This window comes from Hymenobacter duratus (assembly GCF_014698995.1).
Taxonomy (GTDB): Bacteria; Bacteroidota; Bacteroidia; order Cytophagales; family Hymenobacteraceae; genus Hymenobacter; species Hymenobacter duratus.
In genome coordinates this window covers 1,775,351-1,793,658 of record NZ_JACWZZ010000001.1, presented here as the reverse complement: position 1 = coordinate 1,793,658, position 18,308 = coordinate 1,775,351, and the positions used below count along the sequence as shown (strand labels likewise).

The window sequence follows — 18,308 nt, the reverse complement described above, 5'->3', positions numbered from 1 at the left end:
CGGCCCTGTCGAAGTGCTTAGCGCACCGCTTCCCGCACCCGCGTAAGTTTCACGAGAAGGTCCTCCAGCTTGTCGAGGGAGAGCATATTGGCGCCGTCCGACTTGGCTGTGGCGGGCGTCGGGTGCGTTTCGATGAACAGGCCATCGGCGCCCACAGCAATGGCTGCTTTGGCAATGGTTTCGATGAGGGCCGGCTGACCACCCGTAACGCCGCTGCTCTGGTTGGGGCGCTGCAGCGAGTGAGTCACGTCCATTACCACAGGCACGCCGAAGTCGCGCATGGCGGGCAGGTTGCGGAAGTCGACCACCAGATCAGAATAGCCGAAGGAGTTGCCGCGGTCCGTCAGAATCACGTTGTTGTTGCCGGACTGGCGCACTTTATCCACGGCAAACTGCATGGCTTCGCCGTTGAGGAACTGGCCTTTCTTCACGTTCACCACCTTACCGGTTTGGGCCGCTGCAATCAGCAAATCAGTCTGGCGGCATAGGAAAGCCGGAATCTGCAGCACATCCACGTATTCCGCTGCCAGGGCCGCCTCACCCGATTCGTGAATGTCGGTTACGGTGGGCACCCCTATTTCGCGGCCTACTTTCTGCAGGATGCGCAGCGCCTTCTCGTCGCCGATGCCGGTGAACGAATCGAGGCGGCTGCGGTTGGCTTTGCGGTAAGAGCCCTTGAAGATGTAGGGAATCTGGAGCTTATCGGTCATGTGGCGCACCTTTTCGGCGATGCGCAGCGCCATGTCTTCGCCCTCAATCACGCAGGGCCCCGCCATCAGGAAAAACTGGCCGGAGTTGGTGTTGCGGAAGTGAGGCAGGGTGTTGGCGAGGAGTTCGAGCATGGAAGTAGTGCTGAAAGGAGTAGCGGACGCCGGAAAAGCACGCCCTAACGAATGCTGCAAAGGTAACGGATACCGCCGCTTAGCCTGGTTGCGCTGCCAGCGGCAGAGAATCAGGCTTTCCGCTTCAGGCAGATAAACAACTCTCGGTCCTGACGAGGCCGGAGCGAGTTATAAGCCGTATCAAAATGCTTGAAATCAAAATACGGCTCGAAATAGGCGCGGTATTCCTCGCGCGTTCCACCAAATGGCGGCTCCGTCACGGGCCCGAAATCCGTTTCAAATAGGAGCCCCATTAAGGTTCCGCCGGGCCGCAACAGAGTAGCACACTGCCGGGCGTAAGCAGCACGAAGCTGGGGGTCGAGGGCGCAGAAAAATGTCTGTTCCACCAGCAGGTCGTAAGGTGGCAGGGCGGGCAGCGTAAAGAAATCCTGGTGGAGCAGGTGGGCTGCCGGAAACCCGGGCACCCGCTGCTGCAGCGCAGCCAGCGCCTCAGGAGCCAAATCGGCCACGTATACCTGAGAAAAACCCAATTCGTGCAGGTACTCAGCTTCGTAGGCCCGCCCGGCTCCGGGAATCAGAATGCGCCGCAGATCGGCTGGCCCCAGCTGATCGAAATAATCGCGCAGAGGAGGCGTTATACTGCCAGTATCCCAACCGGTCCGGCCAGTGCTGTAGCGGCTGCGCCAGTAGTTTTCGTCAAACAAAACATCGGGTTTCATACGCTTCTCGTACATTTCTTTCAGTTAGCTGGCAGCCGCCAAAACCAGTTTTGTTTTAAATTTTCGTTTGTTTGTGCGCAAAGGTAACGCACGCACCGGCCCGCCGGTCTTCATTTAACCCCGCTCGTAATGGAACAAAATCCTAGCCCAGAACCCCGGAACAACAGCCGTATCCTTCTCATTGTCGCACTTTTTCTGGTGCTGCTCGGTATCAATGGCGTACTGTACTGGATGAACCGGCAGAAGAACGCGGAAAATCAACAGCTCACGACGCAGGTACAGGAAAAGGACGACCAGCTGAAAACCCAAATCACCGAATTCGAAAAATTGAAAGCCGATTTTGAGCGGCAGAGCCAGGAAGTGCAGGCTATGGGCCTGTCCAATGACTCGCTGGAGGCCAAAATTGCTTCTATCAATGCCGATTTGCTGAAACTCCGCTCGTTTAAGGCGGGTAGCTTCTCTATTAAAGAGCAGCAGCGGTTCAAGCAGCGGGCACAGAACTTCGAAGCCCAATTGCGCAAGAAAGACGATGAAATTGCGCAGCTCAAAGCCGATAATGAGGCCCTGTACACCGAAACGACTACGCTGAAAGAGCGTCAGAATAAGTTATCGGACACCATCACAACCATTGCCCGCACCAACCAGGAACTGAGCGAAAAAGTGGCGGTAGCTTCGCGCCTGCAGGCCGAAAATATCCGGGTGGGCGTAGTGAATTCGCGTAACAAGGAGAAGGACGACGACGACAACGAGTTTAAGGCCAAGCGGGTTGAAAAGATAAAAATCACCTTCAACCTGGCCCGTAACGATGTGTCGCCGAAGGAAACCAAGCAGATTATGCTGCGCCTGATTGAGCCCGATGGGTCCGCGCTGTACAACCTGAGCACCGGCGGCGGCACGTTCATGATTGACGGCTCGGAGGCCTTCTACACCGCCAAGCAGGACATCGTGTATGACAACAGCCGCCAGCCGGTGCAGTTTCTCTACGCCAAAGGGGCCCCCTATAAAACCGGCCTGCACACCGTGGAGCTCTACGAAGGTGGCGTGATGATCGGCAAAACGACGTTTACGCTGAAATAAAAAGCTTTCTGCACCGTAGCAGTGCTGCTGCAGCTACTGCCAAACAACAAGGCCCGGCTCTATAGCCGGGCCTTGTTGTTTTTATAAGAATTACGGGCCGGAAGCCCGCCTCACTAGGCGCCCAGCGAGGCTTCAAACTCATCGAGCTTCCGGATGGTGTTTTTGATGTCTTCCGTGAACAGCACTATCACGGAACCGGGCTTGGCCGTAGTCAGTACATGGTCGATGGCCTCCATCTCGTTTTCGATGTACGTGATGGGAAGATCCGGCACATCAAGCCGCAGGCCTTTCTCCATGATTTCCTTGAGCTGCTCCTTGGTTTTGCCGCGCAGGTCGCGGTCCTGGCGCAGCACTACCTCATCAAAAATCTGGCCGGCAATGCGGGCGAAGCTCAGCGTATCCTCGTCCCGACGGTCGCCGAGGCCTGACACGACGCCAATCTTGTGCGTCGCCTCGGTAGCATTCAGGAACTCAGCAAATTTGCTGATTCCGTGCGTGTTGTGCGCATAATCTACGATTACCTCAAACTGTGGAAACTTGTAGAGGTTCATGCGGCCGGGCGTTTTGGCGGCCGAAGGCACAAACGTGCGCAGCGCCTGCTTGATATCGTCCTTATCGAAGCCGTAGCAGTAGCAGGCCAGCGCGGCCGCCAGGGAGTTTTCGATGTTGAAGGTGGCACGCCCGCCAAACGTAATCGGGAATTCGGCGGCCCGGTCTACGCGCAGCTTGTAGCTGTTTTTGTAGATGGAAATGTAGCCTTCCTCATACACAGCCGCCAGCCCGCCATTTTCGGCGTGTTCCCGGATTCTAGGACTGTGCTCGTTCATGCTGAACAGCGCCACGCGGCAGTCCAGCTTCTCGCGCATGGCGTATACCAGGTCATCATCGGCGTTGAGCACCGCCCAGCCATTCTTGCGCACCGTGCGGGGCAGTACGCCTTTCACAGCGGCCATTTCCTCTACGGTATAGATGTCGCGCATGCCAAGGTGGTCGGCGGCTACATTCGTTACGATAGCCACGTCGCAGGTGTGGAAGCCCAGCCCTGAGCGAAGCATGCCGCCTCGGGCCGTTTCCAGCACCGCAAAGTTCACCGTGGGGTCCTTCAGCACAAACTCGGCGCTTTGCCCGCCGGTACAGTCGCCGCTTTGCAGCTGTACGCCCTGAATATAGATGCCGTTGGTTGTCGTGAAGCCCACTTTGTAGCCCTTGGAAGCCACAATATGCGCCAGGAGCTGCGAGGTAGTGGTTTTGCCGTTGGTGCCCGTCACGGCAAAAATGGGGATACGGGCCGTGGCGCCGGGCGGAAACAGCATATCGACCACCGGGGCCGCCACGTTGCGGGGCAGACCTTCCGTGGGGGAAATGTGCATCCGGAAACCGGGCGCTGCATTCACCTCGATAACGGCGCCCCGCGTTTCGTTCAGCGGAATAGCAATGTCCGAAGTCAGCAGATCAATACCGCAGATATCGAGGCCTACAATACCGGCCACCCGCTCTGCCAGCAGCACATTGTAGGGATGCACCAGGTCCGTGACGTCGGTGGCGGTGCCGCCGGTGCTGATGTTGGCCGTGCTTTTCAGATACAGCTCCTGACCGGCTGGCAGCACACTTTCCAGCGTCAGGCCTTGGTTCTTGAGCAAATCCTGGGTGTGCTGGTCGGCCTTGATGCTGGTGAGCACCTTCTCGTGGCCGAAGCCGCGGCGCGGATCCTCGTTTACCTTGTCGATCAGCTGCTGAATGGTGCTGCTGCCGTTGCCGATAACGGCAGCCGGCGTACGCTTGGCGGCGGCAATGAGTTTGCCGTTCACTACCAGTATCCGGTAGTCGTGTCCCTCGATGAACTGCTCCACAATTACGGCGCGGGAGTATTTCTGGGCCGCTTTCAGCCCTTCCACCGCATCGTCCCAGTTCATGATGCGAATAGTAGCGCCCTTGCCGTGGTTGCCGTCGAGCGGCTTGGTCACGATGGGAAAGCCCAGCTCTTCCACGGCGTCCCGCAGGCCGTCCTCCGAATACACCGTCGTGCCATTGGGCACCGGCACCCCAGCATCCTTGAGCATGGCTTTGGTGCGGTTCTTATTGCCGGCTACTTCTACCCCGGCGTGCGAAGTGTAGCTGGTAGTGGTGGCCCAGATGCGCTTCTGGTTGACGCCGTAGCCCAGCTGTATGATGTTACTGTTCTTGAGCTGGATATAGGGAATATTACGCGAGGCAGCCTCCGAAACAATGCTCCAGGTGCTTGGTCCGAAAAACTCGTCTTCCCGGATTTCGTGCAGCTCGTCTACAATCGGCTTCACATTCACGGACCGTCCATGGCACAGGTCGTCTACGAGCTGCACGGCGGCTTCTGCGGCCATGCGGCCGGCGCGCTCTTCCTGGTAGCTGAACACTACAAACTCCACGCCTTCCTGGTGGGCAGGATACGATTTGCCCCAGTACACGGGCATGCCGGCCATGCGCTGCAGTGCCAGCGCTACGTGCTGAATAACATGACCCAGCGGCTCTCCATCGGCTAGCTGCTCCTGGGTGAGGGGCGGGTTCTTCAGCACCGACTTTTCAGATTCGGCAGGTGCCGGGCGCCCTAGTTCCGGCAGTAGCTGCGGCAGTTGTTCGGCTAGTGTTGACACCCCATTTGACCACGTTTCGGCCATATCCTGCATATCCACTTTCAGTACAATCAGCTTGTAGTGTTTAACGGACCAGTAGCTGGGCCCGCGCATTGTGCGGAGGTCAATAATCTTCATATGGAGGAGGAAGTGGAAACTAAGTCGAGCGGATTGTACGCCGGAGTTAAATGTAGGGATTTGAGCCTGTAAAGCCAGCATGCCGCCTGTTTTGCGTTTTGGCGGCCCAGCTCTGCCCTTTGCTCACAAGCTCAAGCATTTATATTTTGAAGAAGATGATAGCTCTCCAGATAAAAAATGTGGCGAACGGCTTACTCAAGCAGTTTTCCGGCTTCTATTCGGTTTGGGTGGCCATAGCGGCAGCACCCCAGCAGCAGAAGAACCCTGCATACTGTGCGCGTCATGCCCTGACCAGCACCAGCGACCCTGCTATGATGAGCCCGGCTCCCAGCGCGGTCTGCCACGTGAGCTTCTCGCCTAGAAATACGACGGACAGTATAATGGCCAGCGCCACACTCAGCTTATCAACCGGGGCCACCTGCGAAACCTGCCCGAGCTGCAGCGCCCGGAAATAGAAAACCCACGACAGCCCCGTAGCCAGCCCCGACAGAACTAGAAAAAGCAGGTTATTGTGCGTGAGCGTATGGATTTCTGCTAGGCCGCCCCGGAAATACACGATGCTCCAGGCTAGCAGCAGAATCACAACGGCGCGGACAGCCGTGGCCAGGTTAGAGTCGACACCCTTGATGCCGACCTTAGCTAATACGGCCGTCAGGGCGGCGAAGAAGGCGGAGAGCAATGCGTACAGCCACCACATAGCGTCGCGGAAAGACAAAAGGCCAGAACTTCTAGTATTACCGGGCTAACGCAGCTGCCAGACCATGCCCATGGCCATACCGCCGCCGGGACCCGGCACCCAGGTAGGGTTGAAGCTCATGCCTTCCGGCAGCCGTGGCTTGCGGCCCCAGCGGTTGCGGTGCGTGAGGTAGCCCACGTGCGCCGACAGAATGCCCATTCCGGCCCCAGCTACCACGTCGCTCTGCCAGTGCTTGTTGTTGATCATGCGCAGGGCCGCCACGCTGGTCGCAATAGTGTATGCTCCTACCCCGTACCACTGGCTTTTGTCGCGGAACTCGTTGTGCACGATGCTGGCCGCCAGGAATGCCTGAGCTGTATGGCCCGATGGAAACGACAGGTTATCGGAGCCATCGGGGCGAGTTTCGCGCGTGAGGTTCTTCACCGCAAACACAGTGGTAAGCATGAATATCTCGCTTTTCAGCACCACCAGACCTACGTTGATTCGGTCGTTGCGCGTTTCTACTCCGGCCAGCGCCACCGCCCCCAACTCCAGATACGGCGCAATAATCAGGATGTCGTCCAGCCGGGTCCGGTAGGTCGGGAACAGCTTGTGTATGTCGCGGTTGGCCTGCTGGTTGGTATAGAATCCGCCCCCGTTGAAAGTATATGCCCCGTAGCCAATAAGCACTGCCGGCACTATGGTAGCTTTCACCACTTTGCTCTTATACCACGGCTGTTTCACGGGCGCCGAAACACCCGCTGGATTCTCAAACTTCCGGAGAGTGTCGGTCGGCGTGGGGGTGTCCTGTGCCTGGCAATGCGTTAGTGGAGTAACCGCCATAGTCAGCGCCACCAGGTACCCGTACAGTATTGATTTCATGCGTTTCTGATTCGGTAGTATGACAGTATCGGGTACACGCGTTTTGCCCGGTTTTGGCGGGCGGAACGAGGTATACGCAGAAACTAGGCAACCGCATATCCCCAGCTAAGGACTTCTGGTCGCTCTTGGCCAGCCACTACAAAAAAATCCCCGGTTAGTGCCGGGGATTTTTATCAGAGCTTGTGCAACGCGGAAACCTCGCGGAGTCCACTGGAAGTAACCGGAGTATCCTTGTTTATGGTGATAGTGTGCTTTACGGCACCGTCCACCACAATATCGGCCTTCACGGTAGTAGCTGGCACGATTGCCGATGAGCCACTGACCGGCGAAAGACTAATATATGCCTCAATCGACTCATTAGTGCTGGTAGCCAGTTCGGCCGTATGTGTTTCGGCCATCGTCCCATTGGATGGGGTTTCGGCCACCAAGAAAGTGGTGGTAGCCCCTTTGCCCTCATCTTCCTCCACATAGAAGTTGACCAGGAAATTGCTGGGCACAGCGGAAGCCTGAAATTTCACTTCCACAACGTGCTCTTTGGGTTTGGCGTCTTTATCCTTGTCCCCGCAGCCAGTCAGCAACAGGCTGCTGAAGGAAGTGAGATAAACGAACTGGCAGAAGCGTAGCTTTTTTAACATGAAAAGAATAAGGAGAAAAGGTTGAATGGCGAAGGTAGTACCCTGCTACGTCTTGCCTGCTACCCAAGCCACGACCGGTTCGGCATTTTTTTTCGATCCTCATAACCCTCCTTTGTACCGGCTCGCGAAAATGGCCCTAAAGCAAACGCCCCGCTGCAAGTCTTCACTTGCAGCGGGGCGTTTCATTCGAAGAGGTGACGAGCGGATTCGAACCGCTGTAGGAGGTTTTGCAGACCTCTACCTAGCCACTCGGTCACGTCACCAGTGGTTTTGAGGATGCAAACATACAGCTTAATCTGACTTCTGCCAATGCCACAGGCCTGCTTTTCACGCCACAGCTGGTAAGTAGCTGGCCTAGTGCGAAAAAATTTCCGGACCTGTGCCCCTGGCTCACTTGGCGCGGCCGGCCACAGAAGCACAAAAAAGGCCCCGACTTGCGCCGGGGCCTTCCTGTACTCTAACGAATGCTAAAGCTTAGGCTTTCTCTTCGTCTTTTTTGTCGGCTTCGTCGCTCGACAGGGCGTTTTTCACGCTGTCAACCACGTCGCCGGCAACTTCTTTGGCTTTCTCCACGATGCCGGAGTGCGAAGCAGCTTCTACAGCGTCGCCAGCAACCTCCTTGACCTTGTCGATGGCAGCCGAAGCAGCGCTGGTTACAGCAGCTACGATGCCACCTTCGGCCGGAGCTTCTTCCGTGGCCGAGGCCTCAGCAGCCGGAGCGGCCTTCGACGACAGCTTCTGCTCGCCAGCCTGGCGCTCATTGCCCATCATCTTGTCGCGCAGCGCCGACAGAGCGTCCAGGTCACCGAGGGTCGACTTCTCAGCCGTTGCGGGCTTCTTCAGGTCGCTCAGTTTGCCTTCGCCTTGTGCAGCAGCGGCACCACCGGCCGGCTTCTTCTTCGTGAACTTCGAAGCGCGGCTATCTTCTTCTGCCTGCTGGTTGTACACGGCGCTGTGCGACAGCACGATGCGACGGTCATCCTTGGAGAATTCGATAACGCGGAAGTCCAGCGATTCGCCGTTCTCAGCCTGCGAGCCATCTTCTTTGGCCAGCGACTTAGGATACGCGAAGCCTTCGATGCCGTACGGCAGTTCGAGCACCGCGCCACGGTCGGTTTTCTCCGTGATGGAAGCCTTATGCACCGAGCCGGGAGTGAATACCGTCTGGAACGTATCCCATGGGTTTTCTTCCAGCTGCTTGTGGCCCAGGGCCAGACGGCGGTTAGCTACATCCAGTTCGAGAACTACCACGTCCAGACGGTCGCCAACTTTCACGACTTCCGAAGGATGCTTCACTTTCTTGGTCCACGACAGGTCCGACACGTGCACGAGGCCGTCAACACCCTCTTCCAGTTCTACGAACAGGCCAAAGTTGGTCAGGTTGCGCACCAAACCGTTGTGCTGGGTACCTACAGCGTACTTCGTGCCGAAGTCGCCGCGGGTCCATGGATCTTCGCTCAGCTGCTTGATGCCGAGGCTCATCTTGCGGTCTTCGCGGTCGAGAGTCAGGATCTGAGCCTCCACTACGTCGCCCTGCTTGATGAAGTCCTGCGGGTTGCGCAGGTGCTGGCTCCAGCTCATTTCTGAAACGTGGATCAGGCCTTCTACGCCGGGGATGATTTCCATGAACGCGCCGTAGTCGGCAACATTCACGATACGGCCTTTCACTTTCGAGCCTACGCCCATGTCGGCGCCCAGCGAATCCCATGGGTGAGGAGTCAGCTGCTTCAGGCCGAGGCTGATACGCTTCTTGGCTTCGTCGAAGTCCAGAACTACGATGTTCAGCTTCTGGTCGAGCTGCAGTACTTCGCTCGGGTGAGCGATGCGGCCCCACGAAATGTCCGTGATGTGCAGCAAACCGTCTACACCACCGAGGTCGATGAACACGCCGAAGTTGGTCATGTTCTTGATAACGCCCTCCAGGATCTGGCCTTTCTCCAGGTTGTTGAGGATGGCTTCGCGCTGCTTCTCGAGGTCTTTCTCGATCAGGACTTTGTGCGAAACTACTACGTTGTCGAAAGCGGCGTTGATTTTCACCACTTTCACTTCCATGCGACGACCAACATAGATGTCGAAGTCACGGATAGGCTTCACGTCGATCTGCGAGCCGGGCAGGAAGGCTTCTACGCCGTCCAGGTCCATGATCAGACCGCCTTTGGTGCGGCGCTTTACTACACCTTCCAGAACGGTATCGTTCTCCAGAGCATCGTAAATAGCTTTCCAGGCCTGCTTGATTTTTGCCTTCTTACGGCTCAGGATGAGCTGGCCGTTGGCATCTTCCTGGTCCTCGATGAACACCTCTACCTCGTCACCAACTTTGAGGTCGGTCAGGTCGCGGAATTCGGAGAGGGGCACCAGACCATCGGATTTGAAGCCGATATTCAGGATTACATCACGGTCGGTGATACCAACCACGGTGCCTTTGATTACTTCTTCCTCCTGGACAGTGGTCAGCGTTTCGCTGTACATCTGCTCCATTTCGGCGCGCTGCTCAGCGGTATAGTTACCACCGAAGCTGTTGGCTCCGACATTGTCCCAGTCGAAGTTGTCTACTACTTCTGCCATGTTGTATTGCAGTGGCCCTCATGTACACGTCCGGCGCAGGGCCCGCCTCCGGAACGCGTTTTTGTTTGATACACAGCCCCGAAGCGCCGGCCTCGCCACCCTGGCGGGGGCGCAAAGATACGGAGTTTGAAGGAGGAATGCGAGGGTATTAACCAGCTACTTATCTACCTTCACAAATACTATGAAAATCACGGTATGGATAGCCTTTCTGCTTCTTGTCAACTCGTGCAGGCATGCCGAGGTCAAAGAGGCTTCCAAGCTCGACTTTTATCAGCAGCAAGAATTGCAGGCCTTATTGGATATATCTGATGCAGTTTTTGGTAAGCCTACATTTGAGATTCGCCTGCCGTTTAAGTCGCTGATGATCTATCGCAAAATAGGTAAAACTAAACATGAATGGCTGGCAGATTCGGCTGCTTACGCTAATGACACATATACTGCTAGCATAGTATACATTGCTGATTCATTACTGCCATTTTTCCCGTCATCCCGATTTGAGAACCACAAGTGCTATAGTGGAATAAAAAATGCTATTTCGATTGCGTCGGATAGCAGGCAATATGATGGGGACTTACAGTTACAGAGCTCTATAGTTCACCCGGCTTTAGTTGAAAAATTAAGGCTTAGGAAACGCAGCTTCATTCATAAAGACGGGAATGCAATTCGAGCAACCATCAAAAAGAACGGGCATGTTCTAATGGTATCCAGAGTGATATTTAATAGAACATTCTCTTCCGGTTACATCTATACAGCTGTTCATTGCCCAGGAGAATGCGGCGGTGGAATGGTTTATAGGATAGAAAAACAGAATGGTAAATGGCAGGTCATTTCCAGTGACGCCACTTGGATCAGTTAAAAAAAGAAGCCTCACAGAAATGTGAGGCTTCTTTTTTTAAGGAAGAATACTGACTCTACGCCCGTCCTAACTCGCGCAAATGCGCAACGTGGGAGGCTACGGCGTAGCGCATCTTGGGGTACTCATTGTACTCAACGCCGAACTCCTGGCAGGCCTGACGGATGATCTTGTTCAGGGCCGGATAGTGCACGTGTGAAATGGTGGGGAACAGATGGTGCTCGACCTGGAAGTTGAGGCCGCCTACCAGCCAGCTAATGACTTTGCTGTCAGTGGCGAAGTTGGCCGTCGTCTTGATCTGGTGGATGGCCCACTCGTCTTCCAACTTGTTGGTGATTTCATCGGGCATCGGGAAGGCGGTGTGCTCAACGGTGTGCGCCAGCTGGAACACGATGCTCATCGTGAGGCCTACTACCGTCGTGAACACCATAAAGCCAATCAGCCAAGCCACGAAGCCGGTAGTATAGATGGGCAGCGCCACAAACAGGAACAGGTGCAGCACCTTGAAGCCCCAGAATACGCCCTGGTCGGTAGCCGTCATTTTCTTGATGGGCATCTCGCCTACTTTGCCTTTGAAATACTTCTGGTAATCCATGAAGAACACCCAGGCAATGAACAGCAGGGCATAGAAGAACCAGAAGTACAGGTGCTGGAACCGGTGGAAACGGTGGCGCGGCTGCGTGGAGCTCAGGCGCAGCCAGGGCTGCGCATCCAGGTCGTCGTCGATGCCGTCCACGTTGGTGTACATGTGGTGAATCAGGTTGTGCTTCACGTTCCACATGAAGCTGCTGCCGCCCAGCACGTTCAGCGTGAACGAAGCGAACTGATTGACCCAGCGCTTTTTGCTGAAAGAGCCGTGGGCGCCGTCGTGCATGACGTTAAAGCCGATAGCCGAACCACACAAGCCAAGCAGCGCGCATTCGGCCAGCGCCAGCCACGTGGGCGGCGTCAGGAACACGAGGTGCAGATACACCGCCACGAAGGCCACCGTCAGGATAATGGCTTTGGCAAACAGGCGCGAGTCGCCGGTGGTTTCTTTACCGACTTCCTGAAAGTAAGCATTGGTCCGGCGCTTCAGCTCTTGGTGGAAAGAGCGGGAGGCCGCGAATTTGGGTGCGTGCATGAAAAACAGTAAATGGAAACTTCGGGTAAATATACCGCTTTCTAAAGCCAGCTCGCCCGCAATTAGTGCCATACGCCTTGATTATGTACAACCGTAGCGCATACACGCCGGTACATTCGCGCACTATAGCAGCCTAAGGGCGTGTCACCTCGCCTCCAACCGGCACCGGCAGCCCTGGCTTCAACAGAGGCCGCAATTCTGACAGCGGCACAAACAAACGGATTTCGCCCTGCGCATAGGAGGCTATTTCGTAGGGAGTGTAGACGAACGTGGCGCCGCCGCTGGTCAGGAACACATTGCGGGTGACGGGCAGTTGCTTCACGAACAGCGTTTTGTCCAGTGGGGCATTGGGGGCCAGCCGGAAAGCGCGGCGGGCTGCATTGTCGAGCAACGCCATGAGCTGTGCCCTGGTGCCGGCCCGGAAGATGTCGTCGTAGCGGAGGCGGCGGCCCGTGCGGGTATCGAAGGTGGCAACCGTAGTGCCGTACAGGCCGTGTGCCCCGCCGGTGTAGCTGTAGTTGTAGTAGCCGAGGCTGAGAAGCGGCGCCTGGTTCCAGAGCACGTGCATGAGTTGCTGCTCATCGTAGCGCAGGCCAATCCCAAACTCCGGCGAAGTCGTGTCGCCGGGTGCGGGTTTGCTGGCGTCGGCATCTTGGCGATAATCGGCGGTGTAGCGCTGCTTCTGCTGGCGCCATAGCGCGCCCAGTTGCGGTACTGCCTTGGTGTCTACGGTATCGTCGCGGAGGCCACGCAACAGGTTGTCGCGCAACGTAGCCTGAGCCGTGGCCGAAGCGCCACCGGTAGGCAGCACGGCCAGCATGCGCTGGTGAGCATAGGGCGTGCCGACTAGCTTGGGGAAGGCCGCTACCGAATCCAGGAAATAGTGCGAAACCAGCCGGACGCTGCCTGTGGGCTGCACCTGGCGCAGCCGAACAGGCCGGACGCCTACCGTTCCCAGCAGCTCGGTACCCTGACGCTTGAGCCGCCAGGCAATGCTACGGGAGTAGTCGGCGCCGGCGTGCTCGGGCGTGCTGTCGGTCAGCCGGATACTGTCGGAAGAGGCACTGGTTTCGCCGTAGAGCTCGAACGTCTGGCCATCGGAGCCGGCGTAGCTGGCAGCCAGCCCTGTCGATTCTGAGTCTCCGCTGCTGGTCCGGGGCCACGCCTGCAGCTGCAGCGTGATGCTGTCGGGGCTGCCGGGCAACACTCCCCGATACTGCCGGTACCACGCGCCCGGCGAGTCACGGGCAGCAGTGGTTTCAGGCGCGTGGCCCGGCTTTTCCGCTGTGCTGGTGGCAGCACCGGACTGGGAATCGGAGTTGGACTGGCAGGCGACCAGCCAGCCGCTCAGCAACAGCACTGCAACTCGGGCCGAAGCCCGGGGGGAGACAGAAATAAAACTCATCCGCTCAAAGAAAAGGTATTTGGACGTTGCGTACAAAATATTGTGCATTGCTTATCGGCTGGCAACATGTGGCGTATGTACAGACATCTAAACAGAACCCTAGGCAAACTTCACTTACTCATGAGCTACATCAAAGCCGGCCAAGACGCCAATGGCCAGGAAATAAAACTGCATTACACCGACCAGGGACAAGGCGCACCAGTGGTCCTGATTCATGGCTGGCCCCAGAGCCACGAAGCCTGGACCTATCAGCTCGGTGAGCTACCGAAGCATGGCCTGCGCGTGGTAGCCTACACGCGGCGCGGCTTCGGCAACTCGTCCAAGCCATTCGAGGGCTACGACTACGACACGCTGGCCGACGATCTGAAAGCGGTTCTCGACACGCTGGATCTGCAAAACGTGACGCTGGTAGGCTTCTCGATGGGCGGCGGCGAAGTAGCCCGCTACATGAGCCGCCACGGCGGAGCCCGCGTGGCCAAAGTGGTATTTGTATCGGCCGTGACGCCTTATCTACTCAAAACCGACAACAACCCCGACGGTGTAGATGAGTCGGTTTTCGATGACATCCAGAAAAACATAGCCAAAGACCGGTTCGATTTCCTGCAAACCTTCGGCAAGCAGTTTTATGGCGAAGGCCCCCTGAGCAACCCCGTCAGCAAGGGCGTCCTGGATTGGTCGTTTGGTATGGCTTCTCTCGGCTCGCACCAAGCAACAGTAGCCTGCGGCCATGCGTTTGCCGAAACTGACTTCCGCCGCGACCTAGAAGGTATCAGCGTGCCCGCCCTCGTTATTCATGGGGAAGACGACAAAACCGTGCCCATCAAGAACAGTGGCGACCGAATGAACCAGCATCTGAAGCACGCTACTTACATCACCTACGATGGGGCGCCCCACGGTCTGTTCATCACGGAGAAAGACAAGCTGAACCGTGACCTGATTGACTTTGCGACCAGCGGCACCGTCAGAAACGGCGAGAACAGCTAAACGAAGAGCCACTTGCAAGCGGTGACACCAGCAAAGCCGGCTTCCAACCGCTAGACCCAAGGCCCAAAGCCCAAAAACAACCCCGTCTGCTGGCAGACGGGGTTGTTTTTGGGCTTTGGGCTGAAAGAGCAAAGTAGAAGTGCTATGGCTGCGTAAACTGCAGGCTCAACTCCTTCCGCCCCAAATCCGTCACACCAATTACGTAGGTGCAGCTGCCCTTTTTTATCGGCGTTTCGCCTACATAGTCAATGGGCTGCAGCACCAGCTCCTCTCCGTTGATTACCACTTTTATATAGGCATAATCGTACGCCAGCTTGTAGCCACCCAGATACGGGGTGCTTTGGCCACTTGCCAACGCGCCGTAGTTGTTTTCGCCGCCCGAGGTATTGACGTACACACTTTCAAACTGATACGGGCTGACGTTTTTCACTCGAATGGTTACGCCTTGCGGCTCCGAATCGGAGTTCTTCTTGCAGGAGAAGCAGCAAAGGCAGCTGATGCAGACGAGGAGAAAAAACAGGGTGTTTTTCATGGCTTTGGTACAGGATATAGCAGCAGGAGCCAAACCCGGCCATGACGGTTGCATTCCGGCCGCTTCGCACGGGCCGGAAATACTGCTGAAAAACCACAAAAAAGCCGGTAAGCAGTTGCTCCCGGCGTCAGTGGTTAAGATAGGCGTGCCAGTTCTGGTCGATGGTGCCGGCACTAAGCTTCAGAAAGCCCGATAAGGTAGGCTTTTTAGGGTGTTGCCTTATCGTGAGGCCGGCTTCCTGCGGCGTCCGGTGCCCTTTGGCGTGGTTGCAGCGGGCACAGGCCGTCAGCAGGTTGCCCCAGCTACTGTCGCCGCCGCGGGAGCGGGGCAGTACGTGGTCTAGGGTCAGGTTTTTGGTGGACCCGCAGTACTGGCACTCAAAATGGTCCCGCTTCATGATGTTGTGGCGGCTCAGGGCAATGCCTTTGTAGGGCACACGCACGTAGCGCTGCAGCCGGATGATGCTGGGCTTAGGATACGTGGTGCTGACGGTGCGCAAAACACCGTTTTCCGAGCGGGCTATCATCTCGGCTTTATCGAGAAACAGCAGCACGAAAGCTTTCTGCACGCTGCACAGCGTTATGGCGGTATAATCGCCGTTGAGGACTAAGACTTTTTGATCCATACGCGCTTGGGAAGGAATCATCGGGTTCAGCGAAAGCTAGATGATTCTAAGCGCATTAACAACAGCTCAGGAGTTTAGTTTCTGGCGGTTAGCTGTTGGATCCGGCCCATGCTGGCGGCCGGCTTAGTCCTCGGTCAGAATCCGCTTGATGAGGCGCAGCTTGTGGGTGTACTTCTGCCGGTCGCGGTTGAAAATACCGTTGTGGTCGAGCGGATCAATCCGGACTTCGCCGCTGGCGTGCAGAATCTGCTGGTCTTCGAGCAGCAGCCCTACGTGCACGATGTTGCCGTCCGCATTGTCGAAGAAAGCCAGGTCGCCGGGCAGGGTCTGGGCCACGAAATGCACGGGCTGGCCCAAGTCAATCTGCTGGCGGGCATCGCGCGGCAGCTGCACCCCAATCAGGCCGTAGAGCTGCTGCATCAGCCCCGAGCAATCAATACCGAACAAACTTTTGCCGCCCCACAGGTAGGGCGCTTTCAGGTACGTGAGGGCCATTTTCTGCAACAGCCGCAGCCGCTGGTCTACGGGGCCGTGCGGGCCGTGGCCGTTCTGCGGGTTGGTGGCGGCGCCGTTGTAGAAAAGCTGCTGCTCGCCCAGGCGCAGCGTCATGCCATCAAAAAACGGTAGCCGGGAGCCCAACTGCACCGGAATGCGGGTGTTGGGGCAGCTCACTATCTGCACCACATCGAGGGTGCGCGGGTGGTCTTGCGCCTGCCACGCCGCCATGTACTCGCTGCTCACAGGCGTGTGCTGCTTCACATCCATCCAGCCCACGTACTGGTCGGCAGCGGTTTTTACCTGAATCCACTGGCCCTGCACAAGCAAAATGGAGTAGCACTCACCAAAAATGAGCTGCGTAATAATTTCAGCCTTATCAGTAGGCTCAGCGCGCACCGGCACAACACTCAGGGCGCAGATTCCGTGTTCCAAAGGAATACTTAATGATAGTGAGACGACAAAGGTGGCAATTCGGGGGCAGGAACGAAACTACCGCTTCTGGCAACAGCGGTAGCCGGCCGAGAATGGTGCCTAATAGTCGCGGGCACGGTCCATTTCGCGCTTCTGGTCTTTGGCTTTCAGATCGTCGCGCTTGTCGAATAGCTTTTTGCCTTTGCCCAGCGCAATTTCCACTTTGGCGAAACCCCGGTCACTAACGAACATGCGGATCGGGATGATGGTGAGGCCCTGCTCCTGGTTTTTGTTGGCCAATTGCTTTAGTTCCCGCTTGTTGAGCAGCAGCTTGCGGGCCCGCATGGGTTCGTGGTTGTTGTAGGTGCCTTCGGTGTATTTGGCAATGGTTACCTGATTGAGCCACAGGCTGCCGTCGGAATGGAAGGTGCAGAAGCCATCCTGCAGCTGCACGCTGCCTTCTCGGATGCTCTTGATTTCGGTGCCCTGCAGCATGATGCCCGCGTCATACTTGGCCAAAAACACATATTCGTGGCTGGCGCGGCGGTTCTGAATATTGATGCGCTTGGGCGCGTCGTCTTTTTTGGAAGCCATAAGAAAAGGAGCCGCCTGACCGGCGGCGTGAGCAGGATTCGCAAATGCGGCCGGCAAGGTTGCGAATTAATCTACGTAAGAATAGCGCCACGTGTCATCAGCCCTCCGTCTACACCAGTTTCAGGCGCGGGTCGGAGCTGACGAGTTGGGTGGCGAAGTCGCCGGCTTGGTACTGAAACTCGGCGGTTTTGGCCACCATGCCGGCATTGTCGGTGCAGTATTGGAAAGCCGGGATAAATACCTGCCAGCGCTGCGCGGCGGCTTCTTCCTGCAGGGCCTGGCGCAGCCCGGAGTTGGCCGCCACCCCGCCCGCCAGCGCAATCTGGCTGAGGCCGTTGTCAGCGGCGGCGCGACGCAGCTGGCGCAGCAGCGTCTGGATAATGGTGTGCTGGATGCTGGCGCAGAGGTCCGGCAGGTTTTCCTGGATGAAGTCGGGGTTCTGGGCGGTTTCCTTTTTCAGGAAGTAGAGCACCGCCGTTTTCAGGCCGCTGAAGCTGAAATCGTAGCCGGGCATGGCGCCCACCGGAAACGGGAAGCGGGTGGGGTTGCCCTGCCGGGCCAGCTTGTCGAGGTGCGGGCCGCCAGGGTACGGCAGGCCGAGCAGCTTGGCAGTTTTGTCGAAGGCCTCGCCGGCGGCATCGTCGATGGTCTGGCCGATGATTTCCATTTCCAACGCTGACTTCACCACCACCAGCTGCGTGTGGCCGCCACTGACCGTGAGGCACAGGAACGGAAATACGGGCCGGGGTGCCTCAATAAAATGCGCCAGAATGTGGGCCCGCATGTGGTTGACGGCAATCAGGGGCTTGCCCAGGGCCAGGGCCAGCGTTTTGGCAAACATGCCGCCCACCAGCAACGAGCCCAGCAGACCAGGCCCTTGTGTGAAGGCTATGGCATCAAGGTCGTGACGGGCCACGCCGGCTTTTTGCAGCGCGGCATTCACCACCGGAATCAGGTGCTGCTGGTGGGCGCGCGAGGCCAGCTCGGGCACCACACCGCCGTATTGCTCGTGCACCTGCTGCGTGGCCACCACGTTGGCCCGGATTTCGCCGTTCACGAGTACGGCGGCCGACGTGTCGTCGCAGGAGGATTCGATGGCTAGAATGGTAGGGTGATGCATGGTACTTAGTTGGAAAGCGGCAG

General features: G+C 57.2%; 17 protein-coding genes and 1 tRNA gene. 3 read left to right on the top strand and 15 right to left on the bottom strand.

Translation table 11 applies throughout. The features are described 5' to 3' along the window. Nucleotides 1–17: 17 nt before the first annotated feature. Both kdsA and IC231_RS07455 read right to left on the bottom strand, forming a co-directional pair. Nucleotides 18–842 carry a 3-deoxy-8-phosphooctulonate synthase gene (gene kdsA / locus IC231_RS07460; protein WP_190783852.1) on the bottom strand — a complete coding sequence of 275 codons (825 nt, stop codon included), beginning with the start codon at nucleotides 840–842 and terminating at the stop codon, nucleotides 18–20. A gap of 110 nt (nucleotides 843–952) precedes the next feature. Beyond that, nucleotides 953–1,561, bottom strand: a complete 609-nt coding sequence (locus IC231_RS07455; RefSeq protein WP_190783851.1) for a methyltransferase domain-containing protein — start codon at nucleotides 1,559–1,561, stop codon at nucleotides 953–955. Nucleotides 1,562–1,690: 129 nt separating this feature from the next. On the opposite strand from IC231_RS07455, the gene IC231_RS07450 reads away from it, so the two are divergent. Then, a complete protein-coding gene (locus IC231_RS07450; protein ID WP_190783850.1) occupies nucleotides 1,691–2,638 on the top strand; it encodes a hypothetical protein in 948 nt (315 codons plus the stop codon). A gap of 113 nt (nucleotides 2,639–2,751) precedes the next feature. On the opposite strand, the gene cphA is transcribed toward IC231_RS07450, so the two are convergent. The 6 genes from cphA to rpsA form a co-directional block, all read right to left on the bottom strand. Then, nucleotides 2,752–5,382, bottom strand: coding sequence for a cyanophycin synthetase (gene cphA / locus IC231_RS07445; RefSeq protein ID WP_190783849.1), 2,631 nt, complete (start codon nucleotides 5,380–5,382; stop codon nucleotides 2,752–2,754). 280 nt (nucleotides 5,383–5,662) lie between these two features. Further along, nucleotides 5,663–6,079 carry an EamA family transporter gene (locus IC231_RS07440; RefSeq protein ID WP_190783848.1) on the bottom strand — a complete coding sequence of 139 codons (417 nt, stop codon included), beginning with the start codon at nucleotides 6,077–6,079 and terminating at the stop codon, nucleotides 5,663–5,665. Between the two features lie 45 nt (nucleotides 6,080–6,124). Beyond that, on the bottom strand, nucleotides 6,125–6,940 hold the full coding sequence (locus IC231_RS07435; RefSeq protein WP_190783847.1) for a phosphatase PAP2 family protein: 816 nt from the start codon (nucleotides 6,938–6,940) through the stop codon (nucleotides 6,125–6,127). A 173-nt stretch (nucleotides 6,941–7,113) separates the two neighbouring features. Then, the gene (locus tag IC231_RS07430; protein WP_190783846.1) at nucleotides 7,114–7,575 is read right to left on the bottom strand and encodes a hypothetical protein; all 462 of its coding nucleotides are present in this window, start codon (nucleotides 7,573–7,575) and stop codon (nucleotides 7,114–7,116) included. A gap of 192 nt (nucleotides 7,576–7,767) precedes the next feature. Next, nucleotides 7,768–7,838: transfer RNA gene (locus tag IC231_RS07425), tRNA-Cys, on the bottom strand. A 211-nt stretch (nucleotides 7,839–8,049) separates the two neighbouring features. Then, nucleotides 8,050–10,140, bottom strand: coding sequence for a 30S ribosomal protein S1 (gene rpsA / locus IC231_RS07420; protein WP_211538928.1), 2,091 nt, complete (start codon nucleotides 10,138–10,140; stop codon nucleotides 8,050–8,052). 181 nt (nucleotides 10,141–10,321) lie between these two features. Between rpsA and IC231_RS07415 the strand changes: the two genes are divergently transcribed. Then, entirely contained in the window at nucleotides 10,322–10,996 is a 675-nt protein-coding gene (locus IC231_RS07415) for a hypothetical protein (RefSeq protein WP_190783845.1), read from the top strand. Nucleotides 10,997–11,051: 55 nt separating this feature from the next. On the opposite strand, the gene IC231_RS07410 is transcribed toward IC231_RS07415, so the two are convergent. Both IC231_RS07410 and IC231_RS07405 read right to left on the bottom strand, forming a co-directional pair. Continuing rightward, nucleotides 11,052–12,116 (bottom strand): fatty acid desaturase family protein, encoded by a 1,065-nt coding sequence (locus IC231_RS07410; protein ID WP_190783844.1) that lies wholly within the window; start codon nucleotides 12,114–12,116, stop codon nucleotides 11,052–11,054. 133 nt (nucleotides 12,117–12,249) lie between these two features. Next, on the bottom strand, nucleotides 12,250–13,521 hold the full coding sequence (locus IC231_RS07405) for a DUF3298 and DUF4163 domain-containing protein (protein WP_190783843.1): 1,272 nt from the start codon (nucleotides 13,519–13,521) through the stop codon (nucleotides 12,250–12,252). A 120-nt stretch (nucleotides 13,522–13,641) separates the two neighbouring features. Here IC231_RS07405 and IC231_RS07400 point away from each other — a divergent pair, with 120 nt between their 5' ends. Beyond that, the gene (locus tag IC231_RS07400; RefSeq protein WP_190783842.1) at nucleotides 13,642–14,505 is read left to right on the top strand and encodes an alpha/beta fold hydrolase; all 864 of its coding nucleotides are present in this window, start codon (nucleotides 13,642–13,644) and stop codon (nucleotides 14,503–14,505) included. A gap of 142 nt (nucleotides 14,506–14,647) precedes the next feature. On the opposite strand, the gene IC231_RS07395 is transcribed toward IC231_RS07400, so the two are convergent. From IC231_RS07395 to tsaD, 5 genes are all read right to left on the bottom strand, one after another. Then, nucleotides 14,648–15,037 (bottom strand): hypothetical protein, encoded by a 390-nt coding sequence (locus IC231_RS07395; RefSeq protein WP_190783841.1) that lies wholly within the window; start codon nucleotides 15,035–15,037, stop codon nucleotides 14,648–14,650. Between the two features lie 127 nt (nucleotides 15,038–15,164). After that, nucleotides 15,165–15,662 (bottom strand): HNH endonuclease, encoded by a 498-nt coding sequence (locus tag IC231_RS07390; protein WP_073283537.1) that lies wholly within the window; start codon nucleotides 15,660–15,662, stop codon nucleotides 15,165–15,167. Between the two features lie 123 nt (nucleotides 15,663–15,785). Next, the gene (locus IC231_RS07385) at nucleotides 15,786–16,592 is read right to left on the bottom strand and encodes a C40 family peptidase (RefSeq protein ID WP_211538927.1); all 807 of its coding nucleotides are present in this window, start codon (nucleotides 16,590–16,592) and stop codon (nucleotides 15,786–15,788) included. 99 nt (nucleotides 16,593–16,691) lie between these two features. Continuing rightward, entirely contained in the window at nucleotides 16,692–17,165 is a 474-nt protein-coding gene (gene smpB / locus IC231_RS07380) for an SsrA-binding protein SmpB (RefSeq protein WP_185889181.1), read from the bottom strand. Between the two features lie 109 nt (nucleotides 17,166–17,274). Next, nucleotides 17,275–18,285 carry a tRNA (adenosine(37)-N6)-threonylcarbamoyltransferase complex transferase subunit TsaD gene (gene tsaD, locus IC231_RS07375; RefSeq protein ID WP_190783840.1) on the bottom strand — a complete coding sequence of 337 codons (1,011 nt, stop codon included), beginning with the start codon at nucleotides 18,283–18,285 and terminating at the stop codon, nucleotides 17,275–17,277. Between the last annotated feature and the right edge of the window lie 23 nt (nucleotides 18,286–18,308).

Coding starts and splice junctions, on each gene's coding strand:
- kdsA (WP_190783852.1), bottom strand. CDS start 842: ATGCTCGAACTCCTCGCCAACACCCTGCCTCACTTCCGCAACACCAAC.
- IC231_RS07455 (WP_190783851.1), bottom strand. CDS start 1,561: ATGAAACCCGATGTTTTGTTTGACGAAAACTACTGGCGCAGCCGCTAC.
- IC231_RS07450 (WP_190783850.1), top strand. CDS start 1,691: ATGGAACAAAATCCTAGCCCAGAACCCCGGAACAACAGCCGTATCCTT.
- cphA (WP_190783849.1), bottom strand. CDS start 5,382: ATGAAGATTATTGACCTCCGCACAATGCGCGGGCCCAGCTACTGGTCC.
- IC231_RS07440 (WP_190783848.1), bottom strand. CDS start 6,079: ATGTGGTGGCTGTACGCATTGCTCTCCGCCTTCTTCGCCGCCCTGACG.
- IC231_RS07435 (WP_190783847.1), bottom strand. CDS start 6,940: ATGAAATCAATACTGTACGGGTACCTGGTGGCGCTGACTATGGCGGTT.
- IC231_RS07430 (WP_190783846.1), bottom strand. CDS start 7,575: ATGTTAAAAAAGCTACGCTTCTGCCAGTTCGTTTATCTCACTTCCTTC.
- rpsA (WP_211538928.1), bottom strand. CDS start 10,140: ATGGCAGAAGTAGTAGACAACTTCGACTGGGACAATGTCGGAGCCAAC.
- IC231_RS07415 (WP_190783845.1), top strand. CDS start 10,322: ATGAAAATCACGGTATGGATAGCCTTTCTGCTTCTTGTCAACTCGTGC.
- IC231_RS07410 (WP_190783844.1), bottom strand. CDS start 12,116: ATGCACGCACCCAAATTCGCGGCCTCCCGCTCTTTCCACCAAGAGCTG.
- IC231_RS07405 (WP_190783843.1), bottom strand. CDS start 13,521: ATGAGTTTTATTTCTGTCTCCCCCCGGGCTTCGGCCCGAGTTGCAGTG.
- IC231_RS07400 (WP_190783842.1), top strand. CDS start 13,642: ATGAGCTACATCAAAGCCGGCCAAGACGCCAATGGCCAGGAAATAAAA.
- IC231_RS07395 (WP_190783841.1), bottom strand. CDS start 15,037: ATGAAAAACACCCTGTTTTTTCTCCTCGTCTGCATCAGCTGCCTTTGC.
- IC231_RS07390 (WP_073283537.1), bottom strand. CDS start 15,662: ATGGATCAAAAAGTCTTAGTCCTCAACGGCGATTATACCGCCATAACG.
- smpB (WP_185889181.1), bottom strand. CDS start 17,165: ATGGCTTCCAAAAAAGACGACGCGCCCAAGCGCATCAATATTCAGAAC.
- tsaD (WP_190783840.1), bottom strand. CDS start 18,285: ATGCATCACCCTACCATTCTAGCCATCGAATCCTCCTGCGACGACACG.